We start from the raw sequence: 19,260 nt of genomic DNA on the forward strand, positions 1-19,260 counted from the left end.
AAAATATTATGAGTGAAGTGAAAACAATACTTGAGCCGGCACGTGAAATTCCTGTGCGCTTGGATGTGGATGTGCTTGTAGTTGGTGGGGGACCTGCTGGGATTATTGCGGCTCAGGCGGCTGCTTCCGATGGTTTGAAAGTAGCTTTGATTGAGAGTAGAAGCTTTGTTGGCGGCAATATGACTATCGGTTTGCCGGTATTGGGATTCTTGGGCCAAAAAGGTAATCAGATTATCAAAGGGTTGCCGCAAAAGTTTATCGACAGACTTAAAGCTATCGATGCGGCGTCGGAGCATAGACCGTGTCCTTTACATATGAGTTTGACCTTGGTGGAGCCTGAGGCGGTCAAGAATGTAGGGCTGCAGGTGCTGGAGGAAGCTGGAGTGAAAGTATTGTTATATGTTTTTGCTTCAGGTGTAGTGATGGAAGGGGATGAGCTCAAAGGTGTCATCATCGAAAGCAAATCAGGAAGGGAAGCTATCCTAGCAAAAACAATAATAGATTGTACGGGAGATGCAGATATCGCTTATAAAGCAGGGGTAGAGTGTGAGCAGGGAAATGACTTCGGCGGCACACAGCCTCCTACACTGATGTTCTGTATGGCGGGTGTTGATACAGAAAAGCTTAGAATGTCCATCGCCGAGGAGCCTCGTACTTACCTTACCGATTTTATTCCTGCAGAATATTTCGGACAGAACCACCAATTTATTGTGGTGGGGTTACGATCGGTTATGGCTAAGGCGCGTGAAGCAGGATATAATTTGCCTGTAGAGCGTACCATCCTCATCACCGGCTTGAGAGAAGGGGAAATCTGGGTTAACATGTCTCGTATCAATGGTGTAGACGGAACCAACCCTGAGAGTCTGACTTTCGGTGAGATGGAAGGACGTCGTCAGATCGAGGAAATCCAACGTTATCTGAAAGAGTTCGTTCCAGGATTTGAGAATGCGAGATTCACCAAGATGGCACCGTTTTTAGGTATACGTGAGACCCGTCGTATAGTAGGAAAATATGTGTTGACAGCTGACGATCTTCTTTCTTGCAGACGATTTGATGATGCTATAGCTGTGGCAAGTTATCCTTTAGACATACATCACCCTGAAGGTGGAGACTGTACTTTGAAATGGTGTGGTGACAGCTACGATATTCCATATCGTTCGTTAGTGCCTGCTAAAGTGAAAAACTTGTTGGTTGCAGGGCGTTCTATCTCTACTACTCATGAGGCCATGTCAGCCATTCGTGTGATGGCTCCTTGTATGGCTATGGGAGAGGCAGCAGGACGTGCAGCGAAGATTGCTGTTCGTAAAGGAATTCAGCCGGCAGAGGTAGATGTCAAAGAGCTTAGAGCTGAGTTGATTGCTGAAGGTGCTTATTTAGGTGAAAATGTATTAGTGAATAACTAGTATTTATATGTTTGAGAATGATGATAAAAAGCCCGCTTCTTCTAGAAGGGGCTTTTTGCAAAAATTAGGACTTCTTTCCGGTGCTGTTTTGTTTTCCGGAGAGCAAACTTTTGCCTATAGTGCAGATGTTTTGCAGGGCAAGAGCGATTTGAGAGTTATGACCTGCAACATACGGGTTGATCTTCCGGAGGATGAAAAGACAGGCAACGGCTGGAAAACCAGAAAAGAAGCTTGTGTGAAAGTTATTAAAAATCAAAAAGCTGACATCATCGGTTTTCAGGAAGTACTGGCGAATCAGTTTGAAGATCTAAAAAAAGGTTTATCAGATTATTTTGCTTTGGGCTTTGACGGCCCCGAGATGGACATGTATAAAGAAGGATATCACGGCATAGCCAAAAATCCGATATTCTTTTCCAAGAAGAGGTTTGAATTGTTGACGGCCGGAGGATATTGGCTTTCGGAAACACCATTGAAGGCGGGTAGCATTTCTTGGGAATCGGCACGTGCAAGAAACGCTTTTTGGGTTCGTCTGAAAGATAAGAAAACAGGAAAGCAAATCCGTGTCGTAAACCTTCACCTAGATCACGTGAAAGAAGAAGCTCGTGTCGAGCAGATTAAAATGGTGTTGGACGAAAGCGCCCAATATCAGCCGGATTTTATACAAATCATGACCGGAGATTTCAATGCAGGGCCAAATTCGCAAGTAGTAAAGACTGTATTGAGTAGCGGATGGAAAGATTCTTATACAAAGGTGGGACCGAATGGCAAGGTAGAGGGGACAACACATGCATTCAAACCCCACGACAAAGAGAGAGCCGCGAAAGCAAAAAAGATAGATTATATCTTTACGAGAGGACCTATCGAGTCTGTAGATTCACATATCATAAAAGATAATTATAAAGGGATTTATCCGAGTGACCATTATTTTGTGGTTGCTACATGCCGATTGTAATAGTTATAGTTTGTTTAGATTCTTTTAAAAGAGCTTGCGAAAGCTCTTTTTTTTATTTCAAAATCTTTTTTTTTATTAAAAATACTTATATTAGTCATACATAACCAATAAAACCTACGACAAAAATTATGATACAGGAAAGTTTTTATAACAAGGTGGGGTTACCTGAAAACTTAAAATGGGGCTACTTGGGGATTTTAATCTTCATGATGGGAGATGGCGTGGAACAAGGATGGTTGAGTCCCTATCTGGTAGAGCACGGTATGTCCATACAGCAATCTGCCAGTCTATTTACCATTTATGGGATTACTATTGCTATTTCTTCTTGGTTTTCAGGAGTTTTGGCAGAAAGTTATGGCCCTCGGAAAGCAATGTGGATGGGGGTATTACTTTATATTATTGGCACGATAGGATTTGTTGGTTTGGGAATGGCCAATCTGGATTTTACGACCATGATGATATTTTATGCGATAAGAGGGTTTGGATATCCTTTGTTTGCTTATTCATTCATGGTATGGATTACTTATAAGGCTCCTAAACAAAAGTTAAGTGCTGCGGTAGGATGGTTTTGGTTTGTATTTACCGGAGGGCTTAATGTCTTGGGGGCATATTACTCGAGCTGGGCAATCCTCAGCTTAGGGTACAGCAATACCTTATGGAGTTCTATCGTATGGGTTTTGGTGGGGGCTTTCTTTGCGTTGGTACTTAACAAAGATAAGTTTGATTTGGGAAGTTCCAATAAGTCGAAGGCACAAGAGCTTATCAACGGTCTTACGATAGTAAAGAAGGAACCTAAAGTTTTGTTGGGAGGAATTGTACGTGTAATCAACACTACGGCACAGTTTGCTTTCCCTGTTTTTCTACCGATGTATATGGCTGAACATGGCTTTGAGACTACAGAATGGTTACGTATCTGGGGGACCATTTTCACGAGCAATATCATCTTCAATCTGATTTTCGGTTTGGTGGGTGATCGTTTGGGCTGGCAGAATACCATTATGTGGTTTGGAGGTGTAGGCTGTGCTGTCACCACAGTGTTGTTTTATTATTCGCCGGTGTGGTTTGACGGTAATTATTGGGCGGTGATGGCAAGTGGTGTGGCGTGGGGTGCTTTGCTGGCTGGATATGTACCGCTGTCGGCATTGGTGCCTTCTTTGGTGAAGGAAGACAAAGGTGCTGCCATGGCTATACTTAATTTAGGTGCCGGCTTGCCTGTATTTGTAGGTCCTGCTTTGGTGGGGCTATTGATTGCTGCGATAGGTAATTCAGGCGTAATATGGGTCTTAGCGGGCCTATACGTTCTTAGTGCCATATTAACGAAGTTTATAACATTAGATAAGTCAGAAGAAAATTAAATAGTTATTTAGAAGTCGAAATATTATGAAAGTTTTATTAACAGCTCCTTACGAGAATAAAGATGCTTTGAAGGAATTAGAAGGTTTATTTGATGAGGTGATTTACCGATCTTGGAAACCACATGGTAGAGCTTATAATCCGCAGGAACTTATAGAAATGTTGAAGGAGACAGGAGCTGATGCTTTGATTTCTGAACATGATGAAATTACGGCTGAAGTTCTTTATGCAAATCCGCATCTTAAATTTGTAGGGATCTGCAGAGGTACTCCATCCAATATAGATTTGGCGGTGGCTACAGAACTTGGCATCCCGGTCTTCAATACTCCGGCAAGAAATGCACAAGCGGTAGCTGAAATGTTTATTGCCAATGTGATTACCATTATGCGCAACACCTTGCCAGCTATCCAGTGGTTGGAAGGAAAGAATTGGGGTGAAGGAGCACATACTTCGTACCTTCAGTTCAAAGGAAATGAGATAGCAGGAAAGAAAGTAGGTATGGTAGGCTTCGGCGCGGTAGGTCAATACATTGCTCGCATGTTGAAGGAGTTTCCCGCTCATATCTATTATTATGATCCTTACTATACAGACCCTAATCCAGACTTTAAGAAGGTAAGTTTGGAAGAAATATTCTCTGAATGTGATATAGTAGGTATCCATCTTCCTGTAACTGCTGAAACTAAAGGAATGATTGATAAGCGCTATCTATCGTTGATGAAGAAAGATGCCATCTTTGTCAATACGGCACGAGCAGTGGTGGTAAATAGAGAAGATCTTCTGGAACTTATCGAAGGAGAAAAAATCCGAGGTGCTGTGTTGGATGTGTTTTACCATGAACCACCCGATGAAATCGATTACAGAATGATCCTGCATAAAAATGTGTTGGCTACGCCACATATTGCCGGGGCGACACATGAGGTGGAAGACCATCATGCTTTCATTATGAACAATAATCTTCGTGAGTATTTTCATAATGGAAACAAGAAAATAAAACAATTGGTAAATAAAGCTGTGTTGGAAACTATTGACGAAATCTAATTATGGCTAGGCAAGGACATTTAATAGTAGATATCGGTACAGGCAATGCGCGTGTAGGCGTGGTCTCCACGGATGGAGAGATACTGTCTATTAAGCGGGAAAACGTACATTACATCACTGACGAAAATTACGAAGAGTCTATATACTTTGAGCCTGACGAGCTTTGGAGTCAAATTACAAGACTTTCCAAAGAAGCCTTGCAGGAGGCCGGTGATATAGATATCAGAGCCATCACAGCTACCAGTCAACGCGAAGGTATTGTAGTGGTCGACAGGGAGGGAAATTCTTTGTTAGGAATGCCTAACATAGACCACAGAGGTAGAAAGTGGGAAAAAGATCTAAAAGATAAAGACCTTGTTTATGAGTTGTCCGGACGTTATCCGACATCCCTTTTTTCAGCATTCAAGCTGGTAGGCTTACGTGCCGTTTATCCGGATCAATTTGCGAAGGTTTCCTGTGTGATGAGTATCTCGGACTGGATACAGTTTAAATTTTCTGGCGTAGAAGCTTATGAACATTCGCAGGCATCGGAGACCTTGCTCTATGACGTAGAAGCGAAAAAATGGTCAGACGTATTGCTGAGTCTGTTTGATTTGTCTATGTCAATATTACCTGAACTTAAAGATTCTGGAAGTATCCTAGGAAAGATATTACCTGCGGTTGCCGAACAATACGGCATATCAAAAGATGCTGTTGTGGTAGTGGGAGGTAGTGATACCCAACTAGCTATACGCAGTATGGAACCTTCACCTAACGACGTGGTGATCGTGTCAGGTACTACTACGCCTATTATCAAGATTGTCAGCACATTTGAGAAGGATCCAGATCAACGTACATGGACAAGTCGCCATATCGATAAAGATAATTTTATTTTGGAGGCCAACGCCGGAGTTACAGGACTTAACTATCAACGTCTTAAAGAGATTTTCTACCCTAACGAAGGATATGATGTCATAGAAAAAGAACTTGCTGAAACAACATATTTTCAGTGTGTGGCTTCTTTAGGATCTTTGATTGCCGATGAGGAGGAACCATTGGTCAAAGGTGGTTTTATTTTTAATGCACCTGTTTCGCACCAGCTTACCCGAGGCAGCTTTGTCTTCTCCATCCTGTGGGATATTGCATGTTCTATTTATGAGAACTATAAATTTTTGTGTGATGTTTCTTCGCACAATGAAAGCTATATCTGGGCCTGTGGTGGGGGAGTACAGAGTAGGTCATTACGTCAGTATTTGGCCAATCTTTTAGGCAAGAGCATCCGTATCCGCAATACATTCCGTCAGGCATCGGTGCTGGGAGGGGCTTTTATCTGTAATGAAGCGCTAGGAATTCCTAATGAGACGCCTTCGGTGTTAGAAGAAACCTTCCCTCGTGAACAGGAAAAATTTGAAAGTCTTTATCAGGAATGGAAAAAGGCGCGTAAGACATTTAAACACGTTTCGTAGATGAGAACATTCTTTTTCGGTGTAGATATAGGTACGCAGGGAGCACGTGTAGTCTTGGTGGATGAATACGGAGAGGTGGTAGGCGCTGGAGAGAAAAAGTTTGCGCTGAGTGAGGGCTTCCGTGAGGAACAGAATCCCGATATGTGGTGGGAATGTTGTCTGGAAATCGTAGACCACATAGTGGAAAACTTAAATATCGACAAAATTAAAATCCGTGCGATTTCTGTTACTTCTACATCAGGGACAGTAATTCCTCTGGATAGTAGTAATCGACCGTTGCATAATGCCATAATGTATAGCGATCCACGATCCGCAGAACAAGGCAAACGTATAAAGCATCTTGCTACACAGTATAATCCTAATGCATATACCGGATTTAACGCTTCTAGCGGGATTAGTAAAATGGTATGGTTTGTAGAAACTTATCCCGAAAAGGTGGGGGCTATACATACTTGGATTCATGCTTCAGATTATATTGTAGGTAAACTGTCGGGTAACTACCGTATTACGGACTATACAAACGTGTTAAAGTCTGCGTATGATCTCGAAAAGCAACAATGGCCAAGCTATATTTTTGATGAATTAGGTCTTAAGCCCGAATGGTTGCAGGAGGTAGTCCCTTCTGGAACGGTAGTGGGTAAGCTGGATAAAAGTCTGGCAGCACGATGGAATCTTCCGGAATTGGATGTCGTAGTAGGTATTACGGACGGATGTGCCAGCCAGATGGCTTCGGGGGCCGTGACGCCGGGAAGTTGGAATACTACCATAGGTACTACACTAGTGATCAAAGGCGTTACCGAACGTAATGTGGTAGACCCTCTGGGAAGGCTATACAGCCATAGACATCCAGAAGGCTACTGGATGCCGGGAGGCGCAAGTAATACCGGTGCCGATTGGATATCATTAGACTATAAGGGACAAGATTTGGGAGAGCTGAATGGTATAGCTGCCACATTGATACCTACGGGATTAGTGGCATGGCCTCTGCTACAAGACGGAGAGCGATATCCGGTAATGTCGCCCCAGGCGCGACGTATAGTGCCGGACACAGCTTCTAAAGAGCTGCTTTACGCAGCCAACTTAGAAGGAGTGGCCTTCATCGAAAAACTTGCATACGAGATCATAGAAGAGCTCTCACAAGAAAAAGTCAATGCTGTCTATACGGCAGGAGGAGGAAGTAAGAGTGATGTATGGTTAGCCATTCGAGCTTCTGTGCTTAATGTGCCTATCCATAAATGTAAAGAGGCTGGAGGAGCATTAGGCGCTGCCATTATGGCCGCCTCAAAGACATACTACAACTCTCTGACGGAGGCAGCCAAAGCCATGACAAAGGTAGAAAAGACAGTATTGCCGGATGAGGAACTTGTCAATGCTTATACTGAACAATATCAATTATTTAAGGATAAATTAAAAGAACTTAATTACATATAATGGTTACTATTTGTTTGCTTAGACACGGAGAGACAGCTTATAATGCTGATGGCAACAGATATTGCGGGCGCACGGACGTAGACCTTACAGAAAGGGGAATAGCTCAGGCAAACAGAATGAAGGAATTGTTGAAGGACTTTACCTTTGACGCTATATTTTCTTCGCCTCTAAAGAGGGCACAGATGACAGCAGGAATTGCTTCGGGCCGTCCGGTGGATGTAGTCACTGATAGTAGATTGATAGAGGTGGACTTTGGTGAATGGGAAGGTAAACGCCCTGAAGAATTCCAAAGTGAAGATCCTGAATCGTGGAGCAAGTGGCTGACCGATCCCGAAACACATAGAGCAGGACGTACTGGAGAAACCGCCAAAGAAGTGATTGACCGTCTAGATGATTTTTATCAGGAATTATTGGAAAGATATGAGGATAAAACGGTGCTTATTGTTGGTCACAATGGCGTAAACAGATTTTTTATGGCTTCCAAGTTGGGAATGCCTTTAAAAAACTATAGAAGGTTGGTGCAGGAAAACTCTGCCCTTACTTTAGTTAAGTTGATAAGCAAAGACGAGATACAGCTGTTAAAGCTGAATGCCTGACAGCTGACCTACACCTTAAATGATAATGACACTTAATAAATCTTATTATGAAAAAGTATCTTAATTTTTTAATCTACTTTCTTGCATTCACGCTGGTGGGCATTGGATGTGGCAAGTCTACATCGGATCCCGTATTGGAGGATACACCAGGGGTAGAAGACCCTAGTAAAAAGCTTTCAAATATTGTTCTAGAGCAGGGAAATAATGTGTATGGTCATGTGGTAGACGCTGATTATAATCCTATTCCCGATGTGGTGGTAAGTGATGGATATTCAGTCGTGAAGACCAACGCTAAAGGGGAATATCAATTTAAGAAGAATAGCAAAGCTACCTTTGTATATTATTCCACTCCTGCAGGATATGAAGTCAATGTAGCGACAGGGCGCAATATGGCTTTGTTTTATGCTACACTGAGTAGCTCTGATGCACCACAAAAGCATGATTTTATCTTGAAAAAGCTTACTACCAATGAATCCAAATTCTATTTATATGCCATTGGTGATCCACAGGTAGCCAACAGCAACGAGGTAGACCGTTTTAACAACGAGACCATGGCGGATATCAAAGAGCAGCTAGCTACATCTTCCTTGCCGGCTTATGGTATTTCGTTGGGAGATATCGTTGCCGATCAGCCTAGTCTGTTTAACACCATGAAAACAGCTCTCGGTTCTTCGTCGATGAAGGTATTCACCACTATCGGTAACCACGACAAGACAGGTGGTAATGCGACAACTCCAAGAAATTCAACGACCTTTGAAACACAATATGGTCCATTGAATTATTCGTTCAACAGAGGTGACGTACATTTTGTGTGTATGGACAATGTGGTGTTCAGCAACAATTCCAGCTATAGCTTAGGATTTAGTAACGAGCAGCTGGACTGGTTGGAAAAAGATCTTTCCTTCGTTTCGAAAGACAAGCTTTTGATTCTTTATTACCATATGCCAATACGTGGTACGAACTTCTCTACCCGCTCTCGATTATTTAATCTTATAAAGGATTTTAAAGAGGTACATCTGATGGCCGGCCACACACATTATAATGAAAACTATATCCACAATGTGTCTGGAAAAGAAATTTATGAGCATGTACATGCTGCAGCATGTGGTGCATGGTGGAAATCTACTATCAATGGTGACGGCACACCAAATGGTTATGCTATCTACGAAATTGACGGCACAACTGTGAAAAATTGGATCTACAAACCCACAAAGCTTCCAAGCACCTTTCAGATTCGCCTTCATAAAGGAAATGCCTCCTACGGCGGCACCTATGGATTCTACTCGTACAACGAGCCAGAAAATCGCTTGATAGCCAACGTGTGGAATGCAGACCCAGAATGGAAGATAGAAGTATATGTAGGAAATCAGAAACTGGGTAACATGACATTGAAAACAGCCTTGAATAAAGACGCTTGGTCTTTGGGGTATCACTTAGGAGTACTCAACAGAAATCCAGATAACTATACGACAGCGACAAAACATCTTTATGTTTTCGACCTGCCGGATAATACAGCCTACAATTCGGTGAAGGTTGTTGCTACAGACAGGTTCGGAAGAACCTATGAGCAGTCAACATTGACTACAGATTTACAAGCAGCTATTTCTTATTAAGTGTGTCATATCATTTGTAGCAAGAAGCCATCCTTTATGGATGGCTTCTATTTTTTGTATAGAGGAGAAGTTCTGTCGTTGAGTTGAAGTGTTTTCTTTTTATAGTTGATTACCGCTCCATATTTGTACAGTATGTCGCCGCCTAATACCCCTACTACTGGGTCAGCATTGATCTGACTATAAGCATAATTTATGGTAGAAAGATCCAAAACGGCAACCTCAAAATTTTTGCATTCCCATGCTCCTATACGTAGATAGGGAAGGGTAAATACTGCGGACTGCATTTCATTCGTTCCTAAGCCCGAAGAGAGGATACTCGTCGTTACGAGTTTTTGTTCATCTATTCCAGCCTGAAGGAGTGTGTTTTTATCCAATACGGTCTTTGAAGCTCCCGTATCCAATACCATCTTGAAAGGTTTGTCTAAAATTTCTATATGCAGAATAAGGTGAAACCCTTCTTTTTCTAGGGATAAAATTTCTAATGGAATTATTTTCATACATCAAACAAAAAAAGAAAAGGACTTTGGGTAAAGTCCTTTCAAAGATAAGATATTGTTCAATATGCTTTTTAAATAATGTTGTTATCTTTCAATACCTGATTCATCTTTCTTACAGCTTGAGCGCTGTCTTCAAATTTGGCGCTTTCCTCGGCATCAAGATCTAGTGGAACGATCTTGTCCCAACCGTTCTTATTGAGGATTACCGGAACCCCGATACAGATGTCCTCTTGCCCGAATTCGCCTTCCAGATAGACGGAAGCGGTGAAAAGTTTATTTTGGTCCAAGGCTATGCTCTCCACCATGGCGGCAGCAGCAGCTCCAGGCGCATACCAAGCCGATGTACCTATAAGTGCGGTAAGGGTTGCTCCTCCTACCATAGTCTTGTGGACGATTTCTGTCTTCTCCTCTTCGGTAAGGAAATTTTTCACAGGAATGCTGTTCCACGTAGCCTTGTTGATAAGAGGAATCATGGTTGTATCTCCATGACCGCCAATTACAATGGCATTCAGGTCGGCAGGGGAAGCGTTCAGTTTGGTGGCTATTTGGTATTTGAATCTTGAAGAATCCAAAGCACCTCCCATACCTATGATTCTGTTTTTTGGGAGTCCGGAGGCTTTTAATGCTAAGTATGTCATCGTATCCATAGGGTTGGAAACAATGAGAATCGTTATATCAGGAGAATGTTTTATCAGGTTCTGGACTACCTCTTTGACAATATTGGCATTTGTTCCGATAAGCTCTTCACGTGTCATTCCAGGTTTACGTGGAATGCCGGAAGTGATAACAGCGATGGATGAACCGGCAGTTTGCAAATAGTCGTTAGTGACACCTTTGATTTTGGTATCAAAGCCCAATAGGGCAGATGTTTGCATCATATCCTGAGCTTTGCCTTCAGCAAAACCTTCCTTAATGTCCAATAAAACTACTTCTTCGGCAAAATTTCTTCTGGCAATATTATCTGCTGTGGTTGCACCCACAGCTCCGGCACCAATAACTGTTATTTTCATAATTAGATGATTTGTTTATTGATTAAATATATTAAAAATCAATGAATTATAAAAGTCGCTTTGGTGTAAAAAAATATCCTTTATGTTTAGAAAGGATATCCTATGGCCAAATTGAAGATCAGGTTGTCCCGTCTCCAAGACGAACTGCCGAAATCGATGTTTTTTATTACCCACCTTTCTCCTTTAGGATAATATGGAAGACGTAATGGGATAGCAAAATCCGTGCGAAGGATTAAGAAGGTTAAGTCGAATCGCAATCCTGCGCCGGCACCTACTGCCAGTTCGGTAAGGAAGTCCTTGCTCAGCTTGCCACCGGCCTTGTCTTCTTCCGTATTTTGCAACCATATGTTACCGGCATCGATGAAGGCTGCCCAGTTGAGTACGCCAAAGCCCATATTCACTAATCTGGCACGGTACTCTGTGTTGAGCTCCAGCTTATAGTCTCCTGTTTGATCGGCAAAGAAGTTGTCTTTCCCTAGATTTTCGGGGAGGGCAGAGCCCGGACCTACTGCGCGAGCGCGGAAGGCTCGTAAACCATTTGGTCCACCACTATAAAATTGCTTTAGATAAGGAAGAGAACGGGAGTTGCCATAGGAATAGCTCATCCCCAACATGATGCGGGATGCCAATTGGCTGTAGCGTCCCAGCTTCATGTAATGGCGCCCGTCAGCTTCTATCTTGACAAACTGGCTGTATACCGTTCCGAAAAGTTTTTTCTGATTGTCGTCATAGTTGGCTCCCTGCAAGAGGCCCAACACATTTCCTGAAAGGTTCGTTCCGCCTTTGAAGTAGAAAGTGTGCTTTAGACTTTCGTCCATGGTGTTGGTGAAAGTAAAGGTATAGTTTGGACCAAAAGAAAACTGAGGGTCTACAATCCGCTTAAGTGTTGGGACGGTATCCATCTGTGCTTTATAAGCCTCTGAAATGTTGCGAGGCTGAACGTATATGATTTCTGCCAAAGTAAGGTCATGCTGTTTTTGGTCATTTTCTTTCCACACATAGCCATATTTAAGACTTGATGAGTTAAGTACATAGGCTGACCTTCTATTGAGAAATTCGTAACCAAACTTAAGATATGTCTTGGGGATAAATCTTCTTGTTGGAGCCCAGTTGTATGGTGACAGTAGTCGAGGCCAGGTGATGCCCAGCTCCGCTCCGTAGCGATAATAGGAGGAGTTGAGGTTAATATTTCCTCCCGTTTGGGTTTCGTAGCCTCCAAAGACGTTAAGGGTTACGGTCTCAGCACCACGGAAGGCATTACGTAAGCTCCAAGTTACATTGGCTTCAGATCCGTTATATACGGATGCTGTTTTGGCTAAAAGTTCTAGACGTAAGGATTTTTTTGGAAGAGGTGTCAGGTGATAATAAACATCCAAGGTGTTAGGTTCGTCAGGACTTGGTTCAAAGCTGTTTTTGACGAACTTGAAAGCATTCAGGTTTACCAGATGGTTGATAGTTCTGTTGTGATCTCCTCGGTTGTACAGCTGTCCTCTTTTGAAGAAAATATGGTTGGCAATGACCTTTTTTCGGAAAGTGTTTTGCCTGTCAATAAAATAATAGTTGTCATCAAAAAGATCCAACATGTCCGTATTTGGGCGTCTGTTGTATCCTTGAGAGGTAAGAGTATAGTTAGGATAAATATATATGTTTCCGATTTTTTGAGGTTCTTTTGCTTCCGGCGTAGTTTCGGGCTTGATGGTGATGTACATGTTGACCTTGTGGTTACCTATAGTACTGTCCACCTCTACTAGAATATTATCCGGATTGAAGAAGTAATATCCTTTGTTTTTTAGCTCATTGTCGATGCGGTCCCTTTCGTTGAGAATAACATCCAAGTTGTAGTTGGAACCTTTTTTTAATAAGGATTTATCTTTATCTTTTAGAATATCTCTTCCTAAGTTGCTGTTGGGGTCTATTTCGTATATGACGGTGTCGATACGATAAATTTTTCCCGGAATACCGGTATAGATAATTTTTCCGAATTTACCGTTGTAAGTAGTGTCGGAGTTTACCTCGGCGTTGAAGAATCCCAGGTTTTCCATTCTGTTGCGGAGCAGGTTTTCATTATATTCTCTGTTGACGTCACTTAATAATACGGGCTCTTCACCTCTTTTTCGCAAGAAGCGTTTGAAGAAGTTGGAGTTGGTAGTGTCATATCCTCCGGCGGCATTCCAGAACATGAGCTTCCAGCGTACGCCGAACAGCTTTTTGTTGGGTTTAGGCATGAGAAGTTCTTCCAGATGCTCTTCGAAGAGTGCTTTTCGTTCTGCATTTACGTTGCTATCCATCTGTAGCTGCACGTCACCTTCTACATATAACCTTTCTCCTTCGGGAATATGTTTGGTGGTGCTACAAGCATACAGGGCCAAGCTTCCTATTGCCAGCAGGATGATATATAGTCTAAGCTGCATTGTTTCTCCTTTCTTCGTCTTCGTTGCGAATGGCTGTATCTTTTACTGATGATTTTTTTTGTGTCTGCTTATTCTCTGTAGAATCCTGCTTCAGCTTTTCTTCTTGCTGAGGTTGTTCCAAACGTTTGCGATATTCAGGGTTACTGCGCATCAAGCTGTCCCGTATAGCCCAACGTACGCTATCCCGATAGGCGGAGTCTGTTTCCATACGTTGTACGTCAAAACGACGACGGAAACTTCTACTGCTTGTATCGTAGTAATCAGCTAAGGCTTTCTCACTCATAAAGAGTTCTTTAAATTTGTTATAACTCATATTGATAATGAATCCTATACCTGTCTCTACGAATTGACCTTGCAGTGTCGCTTGATATTGGTTTTTGCGATACACTCTAGCAAAATATCGGCCGTCTTTAGAAAGTTGGTAGTCGAGGGTTATATCTCCTGCTATGTTGTTCGGATTTTCTCCGGGACGTGTTTTCCCTTCAACCTCGAAGCTGGAGCCTATAGTAATCTTTAGGCGGTCGTCGAAGAGCATTTTTGATATACCTATGTTGAGGTCGGTACGATTTTGTGCTGATCCAGAAAGGTAATCCTGCTCGGACTGTAAGTTGAAATCCAACTCCACACCTTGAATAAGGTTTGAGGCTAGACTGTTGAGCTGTCCTGTCAAAAACTGACTTACTGAGCTACGTGCCATACCTTCTACGCCAGCACCTCCTGCCAAACTTTCAAAAGGATTGGAAGACATGAAGCGCTTAAGGATGATCAGTGAGAATACCTGCTTGTTGAGCTCCGCGGGATCGTCACGTAAGGCCACCAAAGCATTGTTCACTTTAGTGATGACATCCTGCGAGATGATGGCATTATTCTCGTCGAGGTCAATGTCAAACTGAATATCTGGTTTGAAGAGTTCTCCTGTCAATATAAGCTTGACATTGAAAGGTATTCGCTGCTTGTATAGGTTAGGACTTTCTGTGCCAATCTGGTTGGCTACGAGGTCTAATGTCGCGAACTTGTCTTTATATAAGGCCGTAATATCTAATCGGGCGTCGAAAGGATCACCGTTCCACGTGATTGTACTTCCTTTCTGGAAGTCGAATTCTCTTTTCAATGGACCAAAGTTGAAAGAATAGTTTCCATCTTCAACAGTAAAGGTTCCTGAAAGAGTAATCTTTTCGCTGGCGTCTATAGCGGTGACGAGTTCCGCTACACCTCGTATGTTCAGAGCGTCCTGAGAGCCTTCGTCGATGATGATTTTGAACTTTGCAGCTCTGTCGGTACTCAGATTGAGCGAAAGGTCGAAACCTTGGAGCTTGGTTACCGTCGTCATGGAGTCGAGTTTTGCAAACACATTGGACCTTACGGTGTCACTCTTGTCGACAAATTTGACTACGCCGTCTCTTTCTGCAACACCTGGATTGTCGTTCGGTACGATAAAGACGAAATCCGTATTTTCGTTGGCTTTGATGTTACCGTCGATTACAGGTTTGTCCAAGTCACCACGGATACGTATGTTGGAAGTGATGAACAGCTTACCGAAGAATAGATCATTATCTTCACGTGTAGAGTTTACTACGGCAAAGTCTGTCGTTGTCAGATTTAAGTTGAACGTATAGTCCGTATAGTTTTGTGTAAGTATAGTACCGTTGAGTTTGGCTTCATTTCCCTTATTGTCTTTGAATAGGAATTGTCTAAACTGCAACCCTTGGTTGTTAAACACGACCTTTTGTCCGTCCATGAGGAAGTCGGCATTGAGCATAGAGACATTTAACCTTGCTTGATTGAAGGTCAGGTCTCCAACAATTTTGGGTCTGTCGAGGTCTCCGGTGATTTCCAGCTTTCCATTGACATCTCCGGCACAATTCTTCAAATAACCGAAGCTGAAAGCTTGTATTGTCCGCATTTTAAGCGGGTTTAAGGTCAATGTGGCATTAAAAGAAGACTTCCCTTTAGGCGGAGCGATAAAGTCGCCTAGCAGCTGGATGTCGTTGCCATTCTCCGTTATGCGTACATCTGCCGAGTAAGTATTTTCCTTTTGGTTATGTACGTTTACCAAAACATTCCCTACAGTATCTTGCCCTATATAAAATTTGTTTATGGTCAATTCTGACACAAACACAGGATTGGTATCCAGACGGTCAATAGTGGCTGTACCGTCTATTCCGCCACCGATATTCCAGGTCTCTGATTCCAAAATTTCGGTCAGTGTCTCTATACGGAAGTTGTTAAAGCTTATGTTTAAGGGTGAGTTGAGTACCGAATCTTGCGATCGAATACTTAATTCCTGACCTTCATTATGAAGGACAAAATCCTTGGCTTGGATGCCGTTAGTGCCGAAGATGAGCTGATTGGAAGGCGTGATATTCCACTGGTCGTAGTTTAACATTAGTCCATCTTCCAGTAGGCTGAGGATATAGTTGCCCTGGTTTACAACCATCTTGGTACCCAGATGATATCGATCTTTGTCTTCTTTGTCTTTGATCCATAGTCCAAAGTCCAAGTTGTTTTCTATCACCTGTCCACTGAGTACCGTATTCCTCAGCTCAATCTGATTATACCGGATTTTGTCTATAAGTGTGGAATAATATAAGGTACTGTCCACGGTAATGATATCCAGTCCAAGATTGTTTATTTCTATACCTTCGTATAAGATATTTGGTGCCAGCAATTTGGCCATAATGCTTTTCTGTTGACTATCGAATGTGCCATCTAACGTGATGTCTCTCATCTTCTGTAAACCAGGAAGGAAGTCTTTGAGGAATCTCGAATTGGTCAATGTGGCTGAGAACTCAAAATTTTGAGCTTCATACTCCAAGGCCTGTGGAGGCTCATTATTCGGATTATAGTATACTCGCGTGACATCCTGCATAGATTTACCCAGTTCGGTCAATCTATACTTCCCTACCAGGTGAGCCCGTAAGAATTCGGATCTTAGCACTAACTCATTGCGATTAGTGTCCGCTCTAGCAATGAGAGACACCGTATCCAAGGTGTATCGTTCATTGTTATAGGCAATGGCGGATTGGGTGATATCCAGTCTTCCGTTAAGATAGTTAGGGTCTGCTGTTCGGAAGTTAGCGGTAATCTTGCCATGATACCTAAAGTTATCTTCCATCAGGTTGATATTTTGAAGATTGATAGAGTCAATCATCATATCCATCCTTACTTTAGGATAAGTATTGCGCATGTCGGCAGCGAGGTCTGCACGCAGACGTACGTTAGGGTCGTCACTGACAAGCTTACCTATTATGTCTCCTTGTTTTGCCCGCAAGTCTATATGTATGTCGTGGTAGCCATATCCTAATGCTTCGAAGCGGTTGATATGGCCTTGTATATCAGCTTCCATAGTTTTAGGGGCAAGCCCTTTTCCTTTAATCTGTGCTTCGGCAGCTATAAGGCCTAACGTAGAATCTTGCTTGAGAAGGTGTCCTAAATGGAAATTATCGATAGATATTGTTGCATCATAGGTTGTATCCTGTTGACCCATTTGGAGGTAGCCGTTGACTGCGGCATTTCCTTTTTCGGTAATCAGACTCATGTTAGCATCAAAGCCGCTCATGCCTCCTTTGAACGTTCCTGCCAATGAAATGGAATTAGGGAATTCCAACTCCATGCCTTCAGGAAGTAGGGAAGGAGCGATAAGCCTATCCAGATCTTTTTTTCCGGTGACCATCTTTTTAAGCTGGAGGTTGATATCCATCTTGTCGATGTCCGGCAATCCTTTGATGACGGCTGAGGCTATGATATGAGTTTTGTCCAAAGTTTTGAATTCCAAGTTAGGGATGTTGAGGTTATCCAACCGTCCCGATATGCGGCCGTCGATATAGAAATGTTTGTTCATGAGTGGCTTCATCACGTCCATCTGATGCAAATCCGGAGCGAAGAAGGCAATGTCGCTCATGTCTATTTCACTTTTCTTGACATGTGCATCCACAGTCATCAGATGCGGATATTTAGTGATGGCCTCTAACGATGGATAGGTAACCTTGACATAATCACGGATGATGGTCTTCGGAGTTTGAAGGAGCAGGTTTTTTACTTCTGCACCATTATTTCCATAGACAAAATCCCCTTTGAGCTGTTTGAGGAAAATGCCTGAATGGTCTTTTGCGGTAAGCATCTGTACGGAGCCCGATATCGAATCTGAAGAGTAGAAGATATTTTTTAAGGAACCCGCGAGGTCCTTAATGCCGATGTTGCCGTAGTCAAAACCTTTTATTCGAGGTTGATTGTTGTCGCGAAACAGGAAATTTGTCTTATCCACAGCAATTTTATCAACAGACACTATCCAATTGGCAGGAGAGCTGTTATCTTTCTCTTCAGGCTTTTTCTTCAGTTTGTCGAAGATAACATAAGAATCGGACTGATCCAGCACAATATCTTTGATTTGCACAATCTCTTTATTCAGATCTATATTATCTATATTGGCTGAAAGGTTTTTGATATCAAATTTGGTTCTCATCGCCGAAGAGGCATCATCATACTGTACAAAGATGTTCTTGAGCGTAACGACTTCCGTAGCTAGGTTAGGAAGGAGGGAAGTGTCGGCAGTGGAGGATTCTGTAATGCCGAAATTTTCCGCTTTCACTTCCTGACGTTCGGAGGCAGGCTGCCATTGTTTTATTATAGCCGAAAGACCGTCAATATTGATTTTCGGAAGATCAAAGGTCATATTGTTGGTTAAGTCGAACGTCTTAACCCGTGTGTCTAGCTTGTTTAAGCGTATGTCGGCGGAGGTACCTATCATGTCGTCCGAATAGACGAAATGGATACTCTCCAAGCCGATTTTGTCCAACCGGAAAAGTAGGGCTGAGGTAGTGTCGGCTGCTTGGGGTGCACTTTCTTCCTCGGAGGAGAAAGCCTTTACAATATAGTCAAAGTTGAAATTGCCGTCAGGTGCTGTTCTTTTGATTTTGGAGGTAATACCCGCCAGCTGGATTTCTTGTACTTCGATAGTGTTCTTAAATATTTTAAACATATCGATGTCGACTTTAATCTTTTCTCCTGCCAGCAGTGTATCTCGACTTTGATCTTCGAAATACACGTTTTCCAACACCAGCATTTTGGGAAAGGTAATGTTGACATATCCTATTCTGACTGGGGTACCAATCTTGTTTTCTAAATAAGTGGTTACTTTTCCTGCAATATAATTTTGCACGGCAGGAATTCTAATAAGGAACACGACAAGCAGTATCAAAGCAATGAGTGTCCCTACAATCCATAATAATGAGCGTACGGCAATACGGGTAAATTTGTTCAAACCTTCGTCAAATTATATTAAGCGTTTAACCTTGAATAATAACATAAAAATAACGCAAAAGTTTCCTATTTCGCCTATGTATAACAAAAAATATGTGTCCCTTGCATTTATAAGTTATAGTAGGTGCTAAAATAAAAAAGAGATAGTCAAATGAAGTGCACCCTAAAAGTTGGACAAAGTTAAAAATTAATTGTCTATGTGATGAGCTCGATATTTTATCGGGCTCATTCCTTTTAGATTGAGTTTTATTC

12 protein-coding genes are annotated in these 19,260 nt (G+C 42.4%); 8 read left to right on the forward strand and 4 right to left on the reverse strand.

What is annotated here, in order from left to right; all coding sequences use genetic code 11:
• Window positions 1-8 precede the first annotated feature (8 nt).
• From ABD873_RS00650 to ABD873_RS00685, 8 genes are all read left to right on the forward strand, one after another.
• Window positions 9-1,403 carry an FAD-dependent oxidoreductase gene (locus ABD873_RS00650; RefSeq protein ID WP_345063223.1) on the forward strand — a complete coding sequence of 465 codons (1,395 nt, stop codon included), beginning with the start codon at window positions 9-11 and terminating at the stop codon, window positions 1,401-1,403.
• Window positions 1,404-1,410: 7 nt separating this feature from the next.
• Window positions 1,411-2,355, forward strand: coding sequence for an endonuclease/exonuclease/phosphatase family protein (locus tag ABD873_RS00655; RefSeq protein WP_345063226.1), 945 nt, complete (start codon window positions 1,411-1,413; stop codon window positions 2,353-2,355).
• A 128-nt stretch (window positions 2,356-2,483) separates the two neighbouring features.
• Window positions 2,484-3,710, forward strand: coding sequence for an MFS transporter (locus ABD873_RS00660; RefSeq protein ID WP_039053307.1), 1,227 nt, complete (start codon window positions 2,484-2,486; stop codon window positions 3,708-3,710).
• 25 nt (window positions 3,711-3,735) lie between these two features.
• On the forward strand, window positions 3,736-4,746 hold the full coding sequence (locus tag ABD873_RS00665; RefSeq protein ID WP_345063231.1) for an NAD(P)-dependent oxidoreductase: 1,011 nt from the start codon (window positions 3,736-3,738) through the stop codon (window positions 4,744-4,746).
• Between the two features lie 2 nt (window positions 4,747-4,748).
• Window positions 4,749-6,191, forward strand: coding sequence for an FGGY-family carbohydrate kinase (locus ABD873_RS00670; RefSeq protein WP_345063234.1), 1,443 nt, complete (start codon window positions 4,749-4,751; stop codon window positions 6,189-6,191).
• A complete protein-coding gene (locus tag ABD873_RS00675; RefSeq protein ID WP_345063237.1) occupies window positions 6,192-7,622 on the forward strand; it encodes an FGGY-family carbohydrate kinase in 1,431 nt (476 codons plus the stop codon).
• Window positions 7,622-8,218 (forward strand): histidine phosphatase family protein, encoded by a 597-nt coding sequence (locus ABD873_RS00680; protein WP_345063240.1) that lies wholly within the window; start codon window positions 7,622-7,624, stop codon window positions 8,216-8,218. Before ABD873_RS00675 ends, ABD873_RS00680 begins: the two co-directional genes overlap by 1 nt.
• Before the next feature lie 47 nt (window positions 8,219-8,265).
• Window positions 8,266-9,831: a calcineurin-like phosphoesterase C-terminal domain-containing protein gene (locus ABD873_RS00685; protein ID WP_345063243.1), complete on the forward strand. Its 1,566-nt coding sequence runs from the start codon at window positions 8,266-8,268 to the stop codon at window positions 9,829-9,831.
• Window positions 9,832-9,878: 47 nt separating this feature from the next.
• Here ABD873_RS00685 and ABD873_RS00690 read toward each other — a convergent pair whose 3' ends face one another.
• The 4 genes from ABD873_RS00690 to ABD873_RS00705 all read right to left on the reverse strand — a co-directional run bounded on the left by ABD873_RS00690 (window position 9,879) and on the right by ABD873_RS00705 (window position 19,009).
• Entirely contained in the window at window positions 9,879-10,328 is a 450-nt protein-coding gene (locus ABD873_RS00690; RefSeq protein ID WP_345063246.1) for a retropepsin-like aspartic protease, read from the reverse strand.
• Window positions 10,329-10,399: 71 nt separating this feature from the next.
• Entirely contained in the window at window positions 10,400-11,338 is a 939-nt protein-coding gene (locus ABD873_RS00695) for a malate dehydrogenase (protein ID WP_345063249.1), read from the reverse strand.
• 86 nt (window positions 11,339-11,424) lie between these two features.
• Window positions 11,425-13,749 carry a translocation and assembly module lipoprotein TamL gene (gene tamL, locus ABD873_RS00700; RefSeq protein ID WP_345063252.1) on the reverse strand — a complete coding sequence of 775 codons (2,325 nt, stop codon included), beginning with the start codon at window positions 13,747-13,749 and terminating at the stop codon, window positions 11,425-11,427.
• Window positions 13,739-19,009 carry a translocation/assembly module TamB domain-containing protein gene (locus ABD873_RS00705; RefSeq protein ID WP_345063255.1) on the reverse strand — a complete coding sequence of 1,757 codons (5,271 nt, stop codon included), beginning with the start codon at window positions 19,007-19,009 and terminating at the stop codon, window positions 13,739-13,741. Before ABD873_RS00705 ends, tamL begins: the two co-directional genes overlap by 11 nt.
• Window positions 19,010-19,260: the final 251 nt, after the last annotated feature.

The organism is Sphingobacterium thermophilum (genome assembly GCF_039541675.1).
Taxonomy (GTDB): domain Bacteria; phylum Bacteroidota; class Bacteroidia; order Sphingobacteriales; family Sphingobacteriaceae; genus Sphingobacterium; species Sphingobacterium thermophilum.

What these genes read in the sequence shown, in the direction of transcription:
- ABD873_RS00650 (WP_345063223.1), top strand. Translation starts at nt 9, where the DNA reads ATGAGTGAAGTGAAAACAATACTTGAGCCGGCACGTGAAATTCCTGTG.
- ABD873_RS00655 (WP_345063226.1), top strand. Translation starts at nt 1,411, where the DNA reads ATGTTTGAGAATGATGATAAAAAGCCCGCTTCTTCTAGAAGGGGCTTT.
- ABD873_RS00660 (WP_039053307.1), top strand. Translation starts at nt 2,484, where the DNA reads ATGATACAGGAAAGTTTTTATAACAAGGTGGGGTTACCTGAAAACTTA.
- ABD873_RS00665 (WP_345063231.1), top strand. Translation starts at nt 3,736, where the DNA reads ATGAAAGTTTTATTAACAGCTCCTTACGAGAATAAAGATGCTTTGAAG.
- ABD873_RS00670 (WP_345063234.1), top strand. Translation starts at nt 4,749, where the DNA reads ATGGCTAGGCAAGGACATTTAATAGTAGATATCGGTACAGGCAATGCG.
- ABD873_RS00675 (WP_345063237.1), top strand. Translation starts at nt 6,192, where the DNA reads ATGAGAACATTCTTTTTCGGTGTAGATATAGGTACGCAGGGAGCACGT.
- ABD873_RS00680 (WP_345063240.1), top strand. Translation starts at nt 7,622, where the DNA reads ATGGTTACTATTTGTTTGCTTAGACACGGAGAGACAGCTTATAATGCT.
- ABD873_RS00685 (WP_345063243.1), top strand. Translation starts at nt 8,266, where the DNA reads ATGAAAAAGTATCTTAATTTTTTAATCTACTTTCTTGCATTCACGCTG.
- ABD873_RS00690 (WP_345063246.1), bottom strand. Translation starts at nt 10,328, where the DNA reads ATGAAAATAATTCCATTAGAAATTTTATCCCTAGAAAAAGAAGGGTTT.
- ABD873_RS00695 (WP_345063249.1), bottom strand. Translation starts at nt 11,338, where the DNA reads ATGAAAATAACAGTTATTGGTGCCGGAGCTGTGGGTGCAACCACAGCA.
- tamL (WP_345063252.1), bottom strand. Translation starts at nt 13,749, where the DNA reads ATGCAGCTTAGACTATATATCATCCTGCTGGCAATAGGAAGCTTGGCC.